The 17,600-nt window shown below is 61.9% G+C and carries 17 protein-coding genes; 11 read left to right on the forward strand and 6 right to left on the reverse strand.

All coding sequences use genetic code 11. The annotated features are described in order from the left end of the window. Nucleotide 1 precedes the first annotated feature (1 nt). Both E2F43_RS08170 and E2F43_RS08175 read right to left on the reverse strand, forming a co-directional pair. A complete protein-coding gene (locus E2F43_RS08170; RefSeq protein ID WP_133211545.1) occupies nucleotides 2–673 on the reverse strand; it encodes a TIGR04211 family SH3 domain-containing protein in 672 nt (223 codons plus the stop codon). Between the two features lie 103 nt (nucleotides 674–776). After that, entirely contained in the window at nucleotides 777–1,355 is a 579-nt protein-coding gene (locus E2F43_RS08175) for a septation protein A (RefSeq protein WP_133211547.1), read from the reverse strand. 101 nt (nucleotides 1,356–1,456) lie between these two features. Between E2F43_RS08175 and E2F43_RS08180 the strand changes: the two genes are divergently transcribed. Genes E2F43_RS08180 through rluB form a run of 5 tightly spaced genes read left to right on the forward strand, consistent with a single transcriptional unit; the run spans nucleotide 1,457 to nucleotide 5,664 of the window. After that, a complete protein-coding gene (locus E2F43_RS08180; protein ID WP_238946806.1) occupies nucleotides 1,457–2,311 on the forward strand; it encodes a PHP domain-containing protein in 855 nt (284 codons plus the stop codon). Continuing rightward, the gene (locus E2F43_RS08185; RefSeq protein ID WP_133211549.1) at nucleotides 2,308–2,931 is read left to right on the forward strand and encodes an L-threonylcarbamoyladenylate synthase; all 624 of its coding nucleotides are present in this window, start codon (nucleotides 2,308–2,310) and stop codon (nucleotides 2,929–2,931) included. The genes E2F43_RS08180 and E2F43_RS08185 overlap by 4 nt, the downstream gene beginning before the upstream one ends. Nucleotides 2,932–2,969: 38 nt before the next feature. Beyond that, nucleotides 2,970–3,887: a segregation and condensation protein A gene (locus E2F43_RS08190; protein ID WP_238946807.1), complete on the forward strand. Its 918-nt coding sequence runs from the start codon at nucleotides 2,970–2,972 to the stop codon at nucleotides 3,885–3,887. A 1-nt stretch (nucleotide 3,888) separates the two neighbouring features. Then, on the forward strand, nucleotides 3,889–4,758 hold the full coding sequence (gene scpB / locus E2F43_RS08195; protein WP_133211551.1) for an SMC-Scp complex subunit ScpB: 870 nt from the start codon (nucleotides 3,889–3,891) through the stop codon (nucleotides 4,756–4,758). Between the two features lie 12 nt (nucleotides 4,759–4,770). After that, on the forward strand, nucleotides 4,771–5,664 hold the full coding sequence (rluB, locus tag E2F43_RS08200) for a 23S rRNA pseudouridine(2605) synthase RluB (protein ID WP_133211553.1): 894 nt from the start codon (nucleotides 4,771–4,773) through the stop codon (nucleotides 5,662–5,664). Nucleotides 5,665–5,685: 21 nt separating this feature from the next. Here the strand turns inward: rluB and E2F43_RS08205 are convergent, their stop codons facing one another. The 4 genes from E2F43_RS08205 to E2F43_RS08220 are packed head-to-tail and all read right to left on the reverse strand — an operon-like array spanning nucleotide 5,686 to nucleotide 9,168. Then, nucleotides 5,686–6,444, reverse strand: a complete 759-nt coding sequence (locus E2F43_RS08205) for a YciK family oxidoreductase (protein ID WP_133211555.1) — start codon at nucleotides 6,442–6,444, stop codon at nucleotides 5,686–5,688. A 15-nt stretch (nucleotides 6,445–6,459) separates the two neighbouring features. Continuing rightward, nucleotides 6,460–7,125 (reverse strand): HAD family hydrolase, encoded by a 666-nt coding sequence (locus E2F43_RS08210; RefSeq protein ID WP_238946808.1) that lies wholly within the window; start codon nucleotides 7,123–7,125, stop codon nucleotides 6,460–6,462. Continuing rightward, nucleotides 7,122–7,832, reverse strand: a complete 711-nt coding sequence (gene ubiG, locus E2F43_RS08215; protein WP_133211557.1) for a bifunctional 2-polyprenyl-6-hydroxyphenol methylase/3-demethylubiquinol 3-O-methyltransferase UbiG — start codon at nucleotides 7,830–7,832, stop codon at nucleotides 7,122–7,124. The genes E2F43_RS08210 and ubiG overlap by 4 nt, the downstream gene beginning before the upstream one ends. Nucleotides 7,833–7,836: 4 nt before the next feature. Beyond that, nucleotides 7,837–9,168: a TRZ/ATZ family hydrolase gene (locus E2F43_RS08220; protein ID WP_133211559.1), complete on the reverse strand. Its 1,332-nt coding sequence runs from the start codon at nucleotides 9,166–9,168 to the stop codon at nucleotides 7,837–7,839. Nucleotides 9,169–9,478: 310 nt separating this feature from the next. On the opposite strand from E2F43_RS08220, the gene gyrA reads away from it, so the two are divergent. The 6 genes from gyrA to cmk all read left to right on the forward strand — a co-directional run bounded on the left by gyrA (nucleotide 9,479) and on the right by cmk (nucleotide 17,551). Then, a complete protein-coding gene (gene gyrA / locus E2F43_RS08225; RefSeq protein WP_133211561.1) occupies nucleotides 9,479–12,118 on the forward strand; it encodes a DNA gyrase subunit A in 2,640 nt (879 codons plus the stop codon). A gap of 192 nt (nucleotides 12,119–12,310) precedes the next feature. Next, complete coding sequence (gene serC / locus E2F43_RS08230; protein WP_133211563.1) at nucleotides 12,311–13,390, forward strand: 3-phosphoserine/phosphohydroxythreonine transaminase; 1,080 nt, start codon at nucleotides 12,311–12,313, stop codon at nucleotides 13,388–13,390. 3 nt (nucleotides 13,391–13,393) lie between these two features. Then, nucleotides 13,394–14,521, forward strand: coding sequence for a prephenate dehydratase (pheA, locus tag E2F43_RS08235; protein ID WP_133211565.1), 1,128 nt, complete (start codon nucleotides 13,394–13,396; stop codon nucleotides 14,519–14,521). Between the two features lie 6 nt (nucleotides 14,522–14,527). Further along, nucleotides 14,528–15,439 (forward strand): prephenate dehydrogenase/arogenate dehydrogenase family protein, encoded by a 912-nt coding sequence (locus tag E2F43_RS08240; RefSeq protein WP_133211567.1) that lies wholly within the window; start codon nucleotides 14,528–14,530, stop codon nucleotides 15,437–15,439. A gap of 127 nt (nucleotides 15,440–15,566) precedes the next feature. Then, on the forward strand, nucleotides 15,567–16,874 hold the full coding sequence (aroA, locus tag E2F43_RS08245) for a 3-phosphoshikimate 1-carboxyvinyltransferase (protein WP_133211569.1): 1,308 nt from the start codon (nucleotides 15,567–15,569) through the stop codon (nucleotides 16,872–16,874). Continuing rightward, complete coding sequence (cmk, locus tag E2F43_RS08250; protein ID WP_133211571.1) at nucleotides 16,874–17,551, forward strand: (d)CMP kinase; 678 nt, start codon at nucleotides 16,874–16,876, stop codon at nucleotides 17,549–17,551. Before aroA ends, cmk begins: the two co-directional genes overlap by 1 nt. Nucleotides 17,552–17,600 lie beyond the last annotated feature (49 nt).

Genomic DNA, 17,600 nt, shown 5'->3' on the forward strand with positions numbered 1-17,600 from the left:
TTCAGGCCCAGCTTGAGCTCTTGCGGCGCTTGGGCCAGAGGCGCGGTACCACCAGGGTGATGAATACACCCAGCAGTACGGCCAACGCGCCGTTAAGAAAATCTTCGCTCCCGAGCTTGTCCTGCAGGCGCATGTTTTCGGCCTTCAGCATCTCAACTTCAGAGCGCAGGTTCTCAGACTCTTCCACCAGGCGGCGATTGTCAGCGTCCAGCTGCACAGCGTTGCCAGAGATCTGTTTCAGGTTGGCCAGCTCCTGTGACACGTCCCCGAGTTCCGAGTCGGTAGAATTGACTTTGTTCAGCAGGTCGAGCTTTTCCGCCTGCAGTGTTTTGACCTGGCCGGTAAGCTCCGCGTTTTTTGCTGCCAGCTGTTCGGCGCGAGCCTCTGCCGCGGGCAGTTTCACCTGGGCTGTCGGCTCGGCGGTGAGAAACTCGGTGCCCACCCAGCCACTGGTGCCGCGCGAGGTGGTGACCTGGGCCCATTTCCCGTCCGCCGAGAGGTCGGCGACTTCCATACGGGTACCCGGGGTAAGTTTGGCGGCCCAGCGATACTCCTTGCCGGGGCCGGTGTGCAGGACGACAAAAACCTCGTCGCTCACGTAACGGGTGTCCTGGGCTGAGGCCGGCAGGATGGCGACGAGCAGCAGGGCTAGAACAGACAGGTAACGCAACAAAACAGACTTCCTCGACAGCATGGTGAAAAACGGCGCTAGTGTAACGCCGAACCCCGGTTTTTTGTAGAAAACAGACAGATATGACCTGGCCAGATAGCAATACTCAGGATGTCTCTTCCTTGAGGTGCGGGCTGATCAGGATGGCGGTAAGCACCGTCAGCAGCAGGGTGAAACCGATGGCCGAGTAGAGCTTGTAGCTGACCCAGGTCGCTTCGGAGAAGCCATAGGCCACCACCAGGTTCAGCGCCCCGACGATGGCGAAGTTGCTCACCCACAGCAGGTTCAGTCGGGTCCACACCGGTTTCGGCAGTCGTATCTGGCTCCCCAGGGTGCGCTCCATCAGGTTTTTATCGCCGATGAACTGGGAGGCGCCAAAGGCCAGCGCCAGCACCCAGTTGAAGATAGTCGGCTTCCACTGGATAAACATCTGGTTGCGCAGCAGCAGGGTGGCGCCGCCGAATACCAGCACCGCCAGCAGCATCCACACGGCACGTTTTTCCAACTCGCGGGTGAGGGCGTAGGCGAGGGTCACCTGTACCACTGTCGCCAGCATAAGCACCGCCGTGGCGCTGAATATGCCGTCAAAGGTGTAGCTCCACTCGCCCAATGACACGGTTTCTCCGTTCAACTGGTAGACGATGAAGAACAGGGCGATGGGAACAAATTCTAACAATTGCTTCATGGTGTGGCGGGTACCTGGGCTGTTACCATAGGGAACTATCCCCTGATTATTGTGTACCGCATTTGCCAGTGCAGGCGTCGCGGCCACTAAGTGTAAAGATTGTGCTGATTGACTTCCACACCCATACCACCGCTTCTGATGGTGCCCTGACTCCCGCCGAGATGCTCGGTCGGGCCGCCGCAGCCGGTATCGGCTTGCTGGCGATCACCGACCACGACACCGTGCGGGGATATCGCGCGGCCCAGGCTATCAGTTCTGACTACCCGGAGGTACATCTGGTTCCCGGGATCGAGTACTCATGCCGTTGGTCCGCCACCACCATTCATATTGTGGGCCTGGGGATGGATTGCGATCATCCGGCTATGGTCGAAGGGCTGGCGGTGCTGGATGCGGCTCGCATCGAGCGCGGTGAGAAAATTGCCCAGCGGCTGGAGCGTCGTGGGTTTGAAGGAGCCCTGGCCGGCGCCGTGGCCGAGGCCGGGGAGAGCCAGCTGGGCAGGCCGCACTTTTCCGCGTGGATGGTAGCCCAGGGTCATGTCAGGGATCACAATGAAGCCTTCGACAAATACCTTGGCCAGGGCAAGCCGGGCGATGTCAAAGCCTTCTGGCCGGAGCTGGCCGAGGTGGTCCAGTGGATCGCCCAGGCCGGCGGGGTGGCGGTAATTGCCCATCCCCTCAAGTACAGTTTCACCCGGATGAAACTGCGCCGCCTGGTCAAGGATTTTGTTGCCGCCGGCGGGCAGGCGATGGAAGTCTTGAGCGGCCGCCAGACCCCGGACCAGAGCCACCGCTTACAGCGCCTGGCCGACGAATTCGGGCTGCAGGTATCAGCCGGCAGTGATTTTCATCGCGATGGACCCTTCAACCCGGATCTGGGTGTAGAATTGGGCCGCCTGCAGGCCGCCACCGGCGTGTGGCAGCGTTGGCTGGACGACAAGCACGGGAACCGACAGTGAGCCAGTTTTTCCAGATACATCCCGAGAACCCACAGGCGCGACTGGTGAGCCAGGCTGCCGACATCATCCGCGGCGGTGGCGTGGTGGTTTACCCCACGGACTCCGCCTATGCCATCGGCTGCCACATCGGGGACAAGAACGCCCTGGATCGTATCCGCCGGATTCGCAAGCTGGATGCCCGCCACAATTTCACCCTGGTATGCCGGGACCTGTCCGAAATTGCCACCTACGCACGGGTGAACAACGCGGTCTACCGCTTGCTCAAGCACTGTACCCCGGGCCCCTATACTTTCATCCTGCGGGCGACCTCCGAGGTACCCCGTCGGCTGATGCACAGCAAGCGCAAGACCGTCGGATTGCGGGTGCCGGATAACAATATTGCCCAGGCCCTGCTGACTGACCTGGGCGAGCCGATGATGAGTGTGACGCTGATCATGCCGGGCGACGAATACCCGCTGATTGATCCCTACGATATTCGTGAAACGCTGCAGCATGACGTTGACCTGGTCATCGACGGCGGCTACTGCGGCATGGAGCCAACCACGGTGGTTGATCTGGTAGACGAAACGCCACTGGTCATGCGTGCCGGCAAGGGAGATATTGCCCCATTTGAGGATTGATCAGGTATACTGCCCACTCATTGACCACAGGTAGGCCCGTGTCAGTAAACGAACCCAATTCTGAAGCGCAGGCCGGGGCCGGGGAATCCCCCTCCCAGGCAGCCCCGCAGGCGCAAAACACGCAGCCGGACACGGCCGCCCAATCTCCCCGGAGCCAGTCCCAGGTCAACCCCCAGCAGGGAGAAATGCCCTTTGCCGTGGTCATGGGCCAGGCGATGACCGAGCTTCCCAAGGACCTGTATATCCCGCCCCAGGCCCTGGAAGTATTCCTGGAGGCCTTCGAAGGGCCGCTGGACCTGCTGCTGTACCTGATCAAGCGCCAGAACCTCGATATCCTGGAGATCGATGTCTCCAGGATTACCGAGCAGTACATGCACTACGTCGAGCTGATGGATGCCATGCAGTTCGAGCTGGCTGCGGAGTACCTGCTGATGGCAGCCATGCTGGCGGAGATCAAGTCGCGGATGCTGCTGCCACGTTCCACCGAGGTCGATGAGGACGAGGAAGATCCCCGGGCCCAGCTGATTCGTCGCCTGCAGGAATACGAGCGCTTCAAGAAGGCCGCCGAGGACATCGAGGAAATGCCGCGCATGGAGCGCGACACCTGGGTGGGCAGCGCCAATCCGCCGGACATCAATCGCTCCCGGCCGGACCCGGACGTGGACATGCGCGAGTTGCTGGTGGCCCTGTCGGAAGTATTGCGCCGGGCGGATATGTATGAGAGCCACCACGTTCAGCGCGAAGCCCTGTCCACACGTGAGCGCATGTCCGATGTGCTGGAGGCGCTGTCGGGACAACAGTTTGTGCCGTTTGTGTCCCTGTTCAGGGCGCAAGAGGGTCGCCTCGGGGTGGTCGTCACTTTCCTCGCGGTGATGGAATTGATCAAGGAATCACTGGTGGAAATTGTCCAGACCGACTCGTTCGGTCCCATCCACGTCAAGGCAAGGTCGGAATAACATGTCGGAAACTGGTCTGGTACAAATTCTCGAAGGGGCGTTGCTGGCGGCGGGCAAGCCGCTGAGCGTGGCGCAAATGGCCGAGCTGTTCGAGGAGCATGAACGGCCCGAAACCGCCGCCATCCGGGACGCCATGAAAGAAATTGCAGAACGGTGTAATGACCGCGGTTTCGAGCTGGTGGAAGTAGCCAGCGGCTTTCGTTTCCAGGTGCGCCAGGCCCTGAGCCCCTGGGTGGCCCGGCTGTGGCATGAGCGCCCGGCGAAGTACTCCCGCGCCCTGCTGGAAACGCTGGCCCTGATCGCCTATCGGCAGCCGATCACCCGCGGCGAAATCGAGGAAATTCGCGGTGTGGCGGTCAGCTCCAATATCATCAAGACATTGCACGAGCGCGAATGGATCCGGGTGGTGGGCCACCGTGACGTACCCGGCCGGCCGGCGATGTACGCCACCACTCGCCAGTTCCTGGACTACTTCAACCTGAAGAACCTGGACCAGTTGCCCGCCCTCGCCGAGATCCGTGACCTGGATACCCTCAATGCGGAACTGGGTTTCGCCGAGCCCCTGCCGGAAGAGGCAAAACAGGAAGGCGGCGATGCGCCGGGATTGACCGTTGTCGGTGGCACGGACCACGTACCCGCCGGTAGCGCGGATGACGCTGTGGCAGGGCCATCAGCGAACGGGGCGGCGGAGTCCGACGCATCGGAGCCGGCCGCTGAAAACGGGCTGGAACAAGTCGAGCCCGACAGTGTCGAGGCGCTGGCCGAAGCGGCGGGCGAACTGGGCCTGCAGGCGGAGGATGGCAGTGGTGAAGTCGCGGACGCGGAAACCGATCGGGACGCCGAGGCCGTAAAGCCCGAGAGTCAGGCCTGAGTATATCCAGTCATGGCAGATAATCCCAAGGCGGGGTCGCCTCAAGACACCCCGGCGAAAGCACTACCCGGCGAAAAATTGCAGAAAGTCCTGGCCCGCAGCGGTCTTGGCTCCCGGCGTGAAATGGAGCGCTGGATAGAGCAGGGCAGGGTCACTGTCGACGGCAAGCCCGCACGCCTGGGCGACCGTGTCACCCAGCGAGCGCGTATTAACGTGGACGGACGTCCGCTGAGTACCGCCCCCGCCCAGCAGACCCGCTGTATTCTTTACCATAAGCCCACCGGTGAAGTGTGCTCGCGCAAGGATCCCCAAGGGCGCAGGACCGTGTTTGAACGACTTCCCAAACTGAAATCCGGGCGCTGGATTTCTATTGGTCGCCTCGACTACAACACTTCGGGCCTGCTGTTGTTCACCACCGACGGTGAGTTGGCCAACAAACTCATGCACCCTTCCTCAAATATCGAGCGGGAGTATATGGTGCGGGTGATGGGCGAGTGGGATGAGGCCATGCTGCAACGGCTGCTGGAAGGGGTCATGCTGGAAGATGGCGTGGCTCGCTTTAGCGATATCCAGGATGGCGGAGGCGACGGCATCAATCACTGGTTCTACGTGGTAATCATGGAGGGGCGTAACCGCGAGGTTCGCCGGCTGTGGGAGTCCCAGGGCCTCACCGTATCGCGACTCAAGCGGGTACGTTATGGCGACGTCTTTATCCCCTCCAAGGTCAAGCAGGGTCAGTGGGTGGAGTTGGACAACAAGGAAGTGAAATCACTCTACCGGATGGCCGACCTGCCGCTGAAAGACCTCAAGCGCGGCAGCGTCAAGGAGCGCGAGCAGATGGAGCGCCAGTTCAGCAAGCGCAAGGGACCAGGAGCGGCCTCCCGCCCGGGACGCAAGCGGCGCTAGTCCCGTTTGCCGGGAGGCCGGTTACTGGGCGTTGAAAGAAACCCCGGTAACGCCGATGCTGTCCGCACCCATCAGATACAGGTAAACCCCCATGATGTCATTTGCCGACGGGTTGTCGTCCGGATTTTCCGCCGGGTAGGCCGCGCGGCGCATGGCGGTGTTGGTGGCACCGGGATTGATACAGTTAACCCGGATATCGGAGGTGTTCTCCAGCTCTTCCGACAGCACCTGCATGAATCCCTCGGTGGCAAATTTGGAAACCGCATAGGCTCCCCAGTAGGCGCGTCCGGTTCGCCCCACCCCGGACGAGGTGAACACGATGGACGCCGAAGGCGCCGCCTGCAGCAGTGGCAGCAAATGGCGGGTCAGTGCGAACTGGGCGTTGACGTTCACCTGCAGCACCTCCTGCCAGGCCTGGTAGGAAGCGTTTTCGATGGGGCAACGCTCACCCAGCAGGCTGGCGTTGTGCAGCAGGCCGTCGAGCTGGCCAAATTCTTCCGCCAGGCCCTGGGCCAGGTGGATACACTGTTCATCGGTCACGGTGGCCAGGTCCATGGGCACCAGGGCCGGCTTCGGGTGGCCGGCGGACTCAATGTCATCATAAACCGCCTCCAGTTTGCTCTCGGTGCGACCCAGCAGGATGACCGTGGCCCCGTGGGCGGCGTAGGTCAGCGCGGCTACCCGGCCAATGCCGTCACCCGCGCCAGTAACCAGGATTGTCTTACCCGCAAGCAGGTCGGGGGCGGCGCGGTAATCGGCGGGTGCAGGTTGAACATTCATGGGTCGTGTCCGTATTCAGGAGTTAAAAATCAGCCCGGCCAGTTGAGTGCTGTCGTCGGTCAGCAGGTCGGCGCCCCAGGCCGCGGGATCGTCGCCGGACTCAATGTAGCCGTAGGCCGCTGCGATGGTGCGCATGCCCGCGCGCTTGCCGGCTTCAATGTCCCGCAGGTGGTCGCCGATGTAAATGGCCTCGTGGGGAGCACAGCCCAGGTCACGGCAATTGCGGTACAGGGATTCCGGGTGCGGTTTGCGGTCTTTGACATCATCAGGGCACACCAGGCTGGGGCAGGGCGGCAGGTCGATACGCGCCAGCAGCGGTTCAGCGTAGGCCCTGGGTTTGTTGGTGGCCACGCCCCAGCTGATACCCCGTCGATCGAGTTCCTGGAGGAGCCCGGTAATGCCGGGATAGGGCCTGGCTGACGTTCCCAGCACCCCGCTGTAGAGTTCCAGAAGCCGCTGGCGCTTGTCCTCGAATATCGCGTCTTGCGGATCCAGGTCGAGGCCGAGTGCCACCAGGGCTCTCGCGCCATTGGAAACCGAGCGGCGGATTCGCGCCGGCTCCATGGCCGGCAGGTCGTGTTCCGCGCGCAGTTGCTGCACCACCACCACGAACTCATCGGCGGTGTCTACCAGGGTGCCGTCCAGGTCGAACAGCACGGCCTTGAGCCGGACCGGGCTCACGCGGGTTTTACCGCGTGAACGAGGTAGTTGACACTGACGTCCCCGGGGTTGAGCCGGTAGTTGCGGGTGATCGGGTTGTAGGTGAGTCCGGTCATGTCTTCCAGCACCAGGCCGGCGTCACGCAACCAGCCTGCCAGTTCGGAGGGCTTGATGAATTTGTCATACTCGTGGGTGCCCGCCGGCAATAGCTGGAGAATATGCTCGGCGCCGACAATGGCGAACAGGAAGGCCTTGGGATTTCGATTAATGGTGGAGAAGTACAGCGCTGCCCCGGGTCTGGCCATGTCCGCGCAGGCCTGTATGACCGCACCCGGGTCGGGCACATGTTCCAGCATTTCCAGACAGCAGACGATGTCGAAACTTTCCGGCTGGCCGGCGGCCAGCGTCTCGGCGGTGCTGTGCAGGTACTCAACTTCAACCCCGGACTCCAGCTGGTGCAGCCTGGCTACCGCAAGGGGGGCTTCCCCCATGTCGATACCCGTCACCCGGGCGCCGCGCTGGGCCATGGCTTCCGCCAGTATGCCGCCGCCGCAGCCGACGTCTACCAGCCGTTTGCCGGCCACCGGTGAAAGCCGGTCAATGTAGTTTGCCCGCAGCGGGTTGATGTCGTGCAGGGGTTTGAATTCGCTGTTACGGTCCCACCAGCGTGAGGCGAGGGCTTCAAACTTGGCGATTTCCGCCGGATCGACATTGGCTTCAGAGGTCATGTGCTCAGGCCTGTTGGCTGTTGATTTTCTGCTGCCAGCGCGCGCAGCGCGAGAGCAGGTCAGTGATGTTGATACGGGTCAGGTTGCCCTCCCGGACCAGCACGTGGCCCGCCACCCAGCTGTGCGTCACCTGGCTGCCGTTGCAGGCGTAGACCAGTTGCGACAGCGGGTTGTAGAGCGGCTGGCACTCGGGGCCGGAGAGATTCACGGCGATCAGGTCGGCCTGCTTGCCGGTCTCCAGGCTGCCGATATCGTCGGCCAGCCCCATTGCCCGGGCTCCGCCCATGGTGGCCATGTACAGGCTGTCCTCGGCGGGCACGGCGGCGGCGTCCGCAGCGGACAGTTTGCCCAGCAGGGCGGCTGACTGCATTTCCATGAACATATTGAGACCGTTGTTGCTGGCCGCACCATCGGTGCCCAAAGCGACGTTAATGCCCTTGTCGAGCAATCTGGCGGCAGGGCAGGCGCCGGAGGCCAGCTTCATATTGGATTTGGGGCAGTGCACCACATGAGCGCCGGTGGCCGCCAGCAGGGCCATGTCCTGGTCACCCAGGTCGGTCATGTGGACACACTGGGTGCGCGGCCCCAGCAGGCCGATGGCGTTGAGTGTGTCCAGCGGGCGCTCGCCGTTTTCTTCCACCGCGGCCAGTACCTCGCCGGTGGTCTCGTGCAGGTGAATCTGCACCGGCACGTCCAGCTCCGCCGCCAGGGTCGCTACTTTCTGCAGGTTGGGCCTGGACACGGTATAGGGCGCGTGGGGCCCGAAGCCGACGGTCACCAGCGCCTGGTGCTTGAGGTCGTCACGCAGGCGCAGCCCCTTGCTGATGTATTCGTCGGCATCCCGGGCCCAGGCGGTAGCGAAGTCCAGTACCGGGAAGACGAGCTGGCTGCGGATGCCGCTGCTGATGGCCGCGGCCGCGGCCGCGTCGGGAAAAAAGTACATGTCGCTGAAGGTGGTGGTGCCGCTGCGCAGCATTTCCGCAATGGCCAGTTCTGTGCCGTCACGGACGAACTCGGCGCTGACGTGCTGGCCCTCGGCGGGCCAGATATGTTGTTCCAGCCAGGGGATCAGTGGCAGGTCGTCGGCGAAGCCGCGCAACAGGCTCATGGCAGCGTGGCCGTGCAGGTTGACCAGCCCCGGCATCAGCGCCTGACCGGGCAGTTCCAGCTCCTCGTCCGCCTGCAGATCGCGGGCCCGGTCGCGGGGCAGTATGTGGCTGATACGCCCGCCGCTAATCGCCAGGCTGTGCTTGTCCAGGACCACGCCCCGGGGCACAACCGGTACGATCCAATCCGGGTGTAGCAGGGTGTCGACGATGTTTTCTGGCGCGCTCATAGGCTCCCGTTTGCAGGTTCAGGCCGTTTCGATTTGCACAAAATTTCGCCACTTGTGAGGGCGTCGGCGGCAAACCCTCGAAGCGGGGCAAAGTATAACCCCTGGCACCGCCGATTGTCGGCGAAATTCTTTAAAAACATGGTAGTTAGGGGGTGAATTCCGTATAATTGGCGGTTTGTGTTTCGGGGCGCGCAACGTTGTTTTTGCCGCTCTCCCAGGGTGTCTGCGGGCGCCTCTTCCCGGGAGCGCGGCAACCATAACTCACACGATAAAAAGGCCTTTTTGCTGGACCTGAAGGAAACAGTGCTACATGGGTGATTTAGCCAAAGAAATTCTTCCCGTCAATATCGAAGACGAGATGAAGCAGTCGTATCTCGATTACGCCATGAGCGTCATCGTGGGCCGGGCTCTGCCGGACGTCAGAGACGGTCTGAAGCCGGTGCATCGCCGGGTCCTGTTCGCGATGAACGAGCTGAATAACGACTGGAACAAGGCCTACAAGAAGTCGGCCCGTGTGGTGGGTGACGTGATCGGTAAGTACCATCCCCACGGTGACTCGGCGGTGTATGACACCATTGTGCGGATGGCCCAGCCCTTCTCCATGCGTTACATGATGGTCGATGGCCAGGGTAATTTCGGTTCCATCGACGGCGATAACGCCGCCGCCATGCGTTATACCGAAATCCGCATGCAGAAGATCTCCCACCAGATGCTGGCAGATCTCGACAAGGAAACCGTGGATTTCGTCGACAATTACGACGGCACTGAGCAGATTCCCGCGGTGTTGCCTACCCGCGTGCCCAACCTGCTGGTCAATGGTTCTTCCGGTATCGCCGTGGGTATGGCGACCAATATTCCACCCCACAACCTGACCGAGGTTGTCAGCGGCTGCCTGGCTCTGCTGGCCGATTCCGAGCTGACCGTGGATGAGCTGATGGAGTACATCCCGGGCCCTGACTTCCCCACCGGCGCCATCATTAATGGCCGCGCGGGCATCATCCAGGCCTATCGGACCGGCCGCGGTCGCATCTATGTCCGTGCTCGCGCGGAGGTGATTACCGACGAAAAGCGCGGCAAGGACATCATTATTATTCACGAAATTCCCTACCAGCTGAACAAGGCACGTTTGATAGAACGCATCGCCGAGCTGGTGAAAGAGAAAAAAATCGAGGGCATCACCGAGCTGCGGGACGAGTCCGACAAGGATGGCCTGCGTGTGGTCATCGAGCTGCGGCGGGGGGAAGTGGGCGACGTGGTCCTCAACAACCTGTACGCCCAGACCCAGTTGCAGGCCGTGTTCGGTATCAACATGGTGGCGCTGGTGGATGGCCAGCCGAAAATCCTCAATCTAAAGGAAATACTCGAGGCCTTTATCCGCCACCGTCGCGAGGTGGTGACCCGGCGCACGGTCTACCTGCTGCGCAAGGCGCGTGAGCGGGGCCATATTCTGGAAGGGCTGGCCATCGCCCTGGCCAATATCGATCCGGTGATCGAGCTGATCAAGGCCTCGCCGAGTTCCGCGGAGGCGAAAGAGAAACTGATTGCCCAAGCCTGGGAACCCGGCGATGTCACCGGCATGCTGGAGCGTGCCGGCGAGCATGCCTGTCGGCCGGAGCATCTGGAGCCCCAGTACGGACTGCACGAGGGGCTCTACCACCTGTCGCCGGCACAGGCCCAGGCCATCCTGGAATTGCGCCTGCACCGCCTCACCGGCCTGGAGCACGAGAAGCTGCTCAGCGAATTCGAGGAAAAACTGCGGGAAATTGGCGAGTTCCTGGAAATCCTCTCGGATCCCGAACGCCTCAAGGCGGTGATCCGCGAGGAACTGGAAGAGATCGCCACCGAATACGGTGACGAGCGCCTGACCGAAATCACCGCCTCCCAGCACGATCTTACCGTCGAGGATCTGATTACCGAGGAAGACCGGGTGGTCACCATCTCTCACGGCGGCTATGCCAAGACACAGCCCTTATCCGATTACCAGGCCCAGCGTCGTGGCGGCATGGGCAAGTCGGCCACGGCAGTGAAGGACGAGGACTTCGTCGAACACCTGTTGATTGCCAGCACCCACGCCACGATCCTGTGCTTTTCCAACCTGGGCAAAGTTTACTGGCTGAAGGTGTACCAGATCCCGCTGGCCGGTCGGAACTCCCGCGGCCGGCCCATGGTAAACCTGCTGCCGCTGGAAGAAGGGGAACGGGTAACCTCTATTCTGCCGGTGGAAGAGTATACCGAGGGCCACTATATCTTCATGGCGACCGCCAACGGCACCGTGAAGAAGACAGCCCTCACCAACTTCGCCCGCCAGCGCAGTGTCGGCCTGCGTGCCCTTGAACTGGAGGAGGGTGACGTGCTGGTGGGCACCGCAATCACCACCGGCGACTGCGACGTGATGCTGCTGTCCAGCGAGGGCAAGGCGGTGCGTTTCAGGGAAGATGATGTGCGCGCCATGGGCCGAACCGCCAGGGGTGTGCGCGGCATCAAGCTGGGCACTGGCCACGAAATGATTTCACTGATTATTCCGCGCGAGGGTGGCCGGGTGCTGACGGTGTCGGAGCACGGGTACGGCAAGCGCACGGAAATTACCGAATTTCCCACCAAGGGCCGGGGCACCAAGGGTGTTATCGCCATGCAGACCTCCGAACGGAACGGCAAGCTGGTGGGCGCGGTGCAGGTATTCGACGGTGATCAGCTCATGCTGATCTCCAACCAGGGTACCCTGGTGCGCACCCGGGCCGACGAAGTGTCCGTGCTGGGGCGCAACACCCAGGGCGTCAGGGTCATTCGCACCAAAAGTGATGAGTCGCTGGTGAGTGTGGAGCGCATTGATGAGCCGGAAGAAGATCCGGAACTGGAAGGCGCAGTAACTGCCGAATCGGGGGAGCCCGGTTCCGAGACGGGAGAAGCTTCTGCTGCGGATGATGCCAGCGACGATGCCGAAACCCATTAACGCTGCGGGGGTGGTTATCCCGGCGCGGTCCTGTGGCGATAAGGGCCTGAATGACGATTAGGGGCTGAATAGTCTGGCAATACAGGACAATGCAGAGCTACCGTCATCCCGGCGTACGCCGGGATCCATTTGGTCGGGTCCTTGCTGGCCGCCCGCGATACAACAACACCTTGATGTAAAGAGAACGTGATTATGACCCGCTGTTACAACTTTTGCGCCGGCCCCGCCGCATTACCGCAAGTGGTACTGGAAAAGGCCCGCGATGAAATGCTGGACTGGCACGGTGCCGGCCTGTCCATCATGGAGATGAGCCATCGCAGCCCGGAGGTCGTTGGGGTTGCCCAGCGTGCCGAGGCAGACCTCAGGGAGTTGCTGGGCATTTCCGATGACTATGCCGTGCTGTTTCTGCAGGGCGGAGCCAGCACCCAGTTCGCCGCGGTGCCTTTGAACCTGGCAGGTGAAAATGACCTGGCTGACTACGTCAACACCGGGCAGTGGTCAAAAAAGGCAATTGCCGAGGGCAGGCGTTTCACCCGGGTGAACGTGGCCGCCAGTTCCGAGGACAGCAACTTCTCTACCATACCGCCGCGGGAAAGCTGGCAGCTCTCCGCCGACGCGGCCTACCTCCATTACACGCCCAATGAAACCATTGGCGGCGTGGAATACTTCTGGGTGCCGGAAGCGTCGGCGCCACTGGTTGTGGACATGTCCTCTACCATCCTGTCCCGCCCGGTGAACGTGGCCGATTATGGCGTGATCTACGCCGGGGCACAGAAAAACATCGGTCCGGCGGGCCTGACGCTGGTCATCGTTCGCCGTGACCTGCTGGGCAGGGCAGGCGACAAGTGCCCAGCGATGCTCAACTGGCAGACTGCCGCTGACAATGATTCCATGTATAACACGCCGCCCACTTTTGCCCTGTACCTTGCGGGCCTGGTGTTCGAGTGGCTCAAGGAGCAGGGCGGCCTGGCAGCCATGGAACGGCTTAATCGCCGCAAGGCCGGGAAACTGTACGCCGCCATCGATAGCTCCGCCTTCTACGCCAACCCGGTTGAAGTGCAGAGCCGCTCGCTGATGAACGTGCCCTTCACCCTGGCAGACGACGCGCTGGACAAACAGTTCCTGGCAGAGGCAGACGCCGCAGGGCTGCTCAACCTCAAGGGGCATCGGTCGGTCGGGGGTATGCGGGCCAGCATTTATAACGCAGTGGGCGAGGACGCCGTCGATGCGCTGATCGCCTTCATGCAGGACTTTGAGCAACGCAACGGGTAAGCCATGGCTGAATCTGGAGATAACAGGAGCCTGGAGCAGGTCAGGGCGGACATTGACGCCATCGACCGGGAAATCCAGCAACTGATCAGTCGTCGGGCCCGCTGTGCCCAGCGCGTGGCCGATATCAAACTGGCGGAGGTACAGGCAGCCCGGGAAGCGGGTGAGGCTGAGACCGAAGTCGTGTACTACCGTCCGGAACGCGAGGCCCAGGTGCTCAAGCGCATCATTGACCGCAACGAAGGCCCGCTGGAAGGGGAGACAGTCGCCCATATTTTTCGCGAAATCATGTCCTCCTGCCTGGCGCTGGAAAAACCCCTGCAGGTGGCCTTTCTTGGTCCTGAGGGCACCTTCACCCAGGCGGCGGCCATCAAGCATTTCGGTCACGCGGCACTGTGCGTGCCCCAGGGCACGATCGATTCGGTATTTGCCCAGGTCGAGTCCGGTGAGTGTAATTACGGCGTGGTGCCGGTGGAAAACTCCACCGAGGGCATGGTCAGCCATACCCTGGATAATTTCATGGATTCCGGACTGAAAATTTCCGGCGAGGTGGAGCTGGCCATTGCCCATCACCTGCTGGTTGCCAGCCACACCGGCAAGGACGACATTACCCGCATCTGCGCCCACCAGCAGGCCCTGGCCCAGTGTCGCAACTGGCTCGATGGCCACTGGCCCCACGTGGAACGGGAGGCGGTGAGCAGCAATGGCGAGGCCGCGCGCATGGCGCTGGAAATCCCTGGCGTAGCGGCCATCGCCGGTGATATGGCGGCGGACCTGTATGGCCTGGAAAAGCTCGCGGAAAACATCGAGGACTATGCCGATAACACAACCCGCTTCCTGGTCATCGGCAGGGAAGAGGTACCGCCCTCGGGGCGCGACAAGACCTCCATTATCGTTTCCAGTCGCAACAAGCCGGGCGCCTTGTTCACCCTGCTGGACCCCTTCCGCAAGGCGGGGGTGAGCCTGACCCGGATCGACACCCGGCCCTCGCGCACGGAGAAGTGGGCCTATGTCTTCTTCATCGAATTTGAAGGGCACCTGCAGGACGAAAATATCGCTGCCATCGTTGCCGAACTGGAAGAGCAGTCGATCCTGCTCAAGCCCCTGGGCTCCTATCCCCGGGCTGTATTGTAACTGGCCATGGCTGAACGGGTAGATACAGTTGCTATTCTGGGCCTTGGCCTGATTGGCGGGTCCCTTGCCAGGGCACTGCGGGCCAATGGTTTTTGTCGTCGGGTTATCGGCTACGGTCACCGGGAGCCTTCCCTGCGCCGCGGCGTGGAACTGGGCGTCATCGACGATTTCACCCTGGATCTCGACGAGGTCATCAGCCAGGCCGACATTCTGGTCATCTGTACCCCCACCCTGGTGGCTGCCGAGGTCCTCGCCGCCATCCTGCCCCGCTTGCAGGGCCTGGCGAGGGCACCGGTGATTACCGACGCCGCCAGCGTCAAGGGCAGCCTGTACCGGGCGGCAAAGGCGGCCTGTGACGGCAGTTTTCCTCCCGGCTTGGTTCTCGGTCATCCCATCGCCGGTTCGGAGCGCAGCGGGGTGGAAGCCTCGAAAGCGGACTTGTATGAGAATCACCGGGTCATACTGACCCCGGTGGCCGAGAACGACAGCGAAGCTGTCGAGCTGGTGCGCGATATGTGGCTGGCTACCGGCGCCGAAGTTGTCGAGATGGAGGTTGAGCAGCACGATGCCGTGCTTGCCGCCACCAGTCATCTGCCCCATGTGCTGGCGTACGCCCTGGTTGACGCCCTGGCCCGGTCGGATTCCAGCGAGGAGATTTTTCGCTGTGCCGCCGGTGGCTTTCGTGACTTTACCCGTATCGCCTCCTCGGACCCGGTGATGTGGCGGGATATCGCCATCGCCAACCGTTCGGCCTTGCTGGACGCTATTGACCTGTTCAGTGAGCACCTCGGGCAGTTGCGCGAAGCTGTGGCCGCAGAGGACTCGGAAGGAATGCATGCGACGTTTACCCGGGCCAAGGCGGCGCGGGATGATTTTGCGGCGATCCTTGCCCAGAGAGGGCAGGGGAAGCAGGGCTAGAGTCTTGCGTTTGCCATCGCGGCGATTAATTTAAAGTATCGTCATCCCCGCGAAAGCGGGGATCCAGTAGCTTTCTGGATTGCTGGAATCCCGCCTTCGCGGGAATGACCCGGTTGGAAACAGGAATATGGAATTCAAACTACTCCCAGGCGGAACCATCAACGGTGAAGCCCGCGTGCCCGGTGACAAGTCCATGTCGCACCGGTCGATGATGCTCGGTGCGCTGGCGGAAGGCACTACCCGGGTTACCGGTTTCCTTGAAGGTGAAGACGCCCTCGCTACCCAATCGGCATTCCGTGCCATGGGTGTGGAGATCGAACGGCTGGGAGAGGGCGAGGTACTGGTGCATGGTGTGGGTCTGCGTGGACTGAAAGCCCCCTCCGGGCCTCTGGATCTGGGCAATGCCGGCACCGGAATGCGTTTGATGTGCGGCCTCATGGCCGGCCAGACCTTTGATACGGTACTCACCGGTGACGCCTCACTCTGTTCCCGCCCCATGGGTCGGGTTATCGACCCGTTGACCTTGATGGGGGCGGAAATTGCCTCGGAGGAGGGTGGTCGACCCCCCCTGGTTATCAGCGGCGGCAATTCCCTGCAGGGCATCCACTACGACCTGCCCATGGCCAGCGCTCAGGTGAAATCCTGTGTGCTGCTGGCTGGCCTCTATGCCCGGGGCCGGACCTCCGTCACTGAGCCAGCCCCCACCCGTGATCACACCGAACGCATGCTGCGCGGTTTCGGCTACGAGGTCAGCAACGAAAACGGCGTGATCAGTTTGCAGGGCGGCGGTCGTCTCAAGGCCACGGACATCGATGTGCCTGCGGATATCTCCTCGGCCGCCTTTTTCCTGGTGGCGGCCAGCATCACCCCGGGGTCTGATTTACTGCTGACCCACGTGGGTATTAACCCCACCCGCACCGGGGTACTGAATATTCTCCGCCTGATGGGCGCGGACATTACCCTGAAAAATGAACGCGAGGTCGGCGGTGAGCCGGTGGCGGACATCCGGGTTCGTTATGCGCCCTTGCAGGGCATCGATATTCCCGAGGACCAGGTGCCCCTGGCCATTGATGAGTTTCCGGTGCTGTTTATTGCCGCGGCCTGTGCCGAGGGACGCACCGTGTTGCGCGGTGCCGAGGAGTTGCGGGTCAAGGAGAGCGACCGTATCGCCGCCATGGCCGAAGGGCTGGATACCCTGGGCGTGCCCAACGAGGTACTGGACGACGGCATTATCATCGACGGTGGCAGTCCGATTGGCGGCGGTGAAATTCGCACCCATATGGATCACCGTATTGCCATGGCCTTTGCCATCGCCGCACTGCGTGCCGAAAAGGAAATCTACGTGCTGGACTGCGATCACGTGGCCACATCTTTCCCCGGTTTCGATGCGCTGGCCCGGGGCCTGGGCCTGCAGATCACCGTGCAGGCGGATTGATGAGCGCACCTGTTATTACCGTCGATGGCCCCAGTGGCGCCGGCAAAGGCACCATCAGCCATAAGCTGGCGGATCGCCTGGACTGGGGATTTCTGGACAGCGGTGCCCTGTACCGGGTCACCGGCCAGGCCTGCCTGATCGAGGGAGTCAGTTGGGACGACGTCGATGCGGTCACCGAGATCGCCCGCCACCTCGATGTGAGTTTCGCCAGTGCGGCCAATGGCGAGGTCCTGGTGGCCTACAAGGGGCAGGACGTTTCCCGCGCCATTCGCACCGAAGAGGGCGGGCGCGGCGCCTCGACCGTGGCGGCAATTCCCAGCGTGCGTGAAGCACTGCTGGCGCGCCAGCGTGACTTTCGCCAGCCCCCCGGACTGGTGGCCGATGGTCGCGATATGGGGACGGTGGTTTTCCCCGACGCACCGCTCAAATTTTTCCTTACCGCCTCCGCCGAAGAGCGCGCCAGGCGGCGCTATAAGCAGTTGATTTCAAAGGGGGAAAGTGTTAGTCTCCCGCGCCTTCTTGAGGACATCAAGGAGAGAGATGCGCGCGATTCAAGCCGATCCGTCTCTCCGCTGGTGCCCGCAGGGGACGCCATTGTCATTGACAGCACCGCCACATCCATCGACCAGGTGTTCGATCAGGTGATGCAGAAAGTGAGAGAAAAGGGTCTCATCTAGCGGACAAATTCCGCAAACTCCTTTTAAATGGCACAACATTGTTTCGTTG

It is taken from the genome of Seongchinamella unica, from assembly GCF_004354085.1.
GTDB classification, from domain to species: domain Bacteria; phylum Pseudomonadota; class Gammaproteobacteria; order Pseudomonadales; family Halieaceae; genus Halioglobus; species Halioglobus unicus.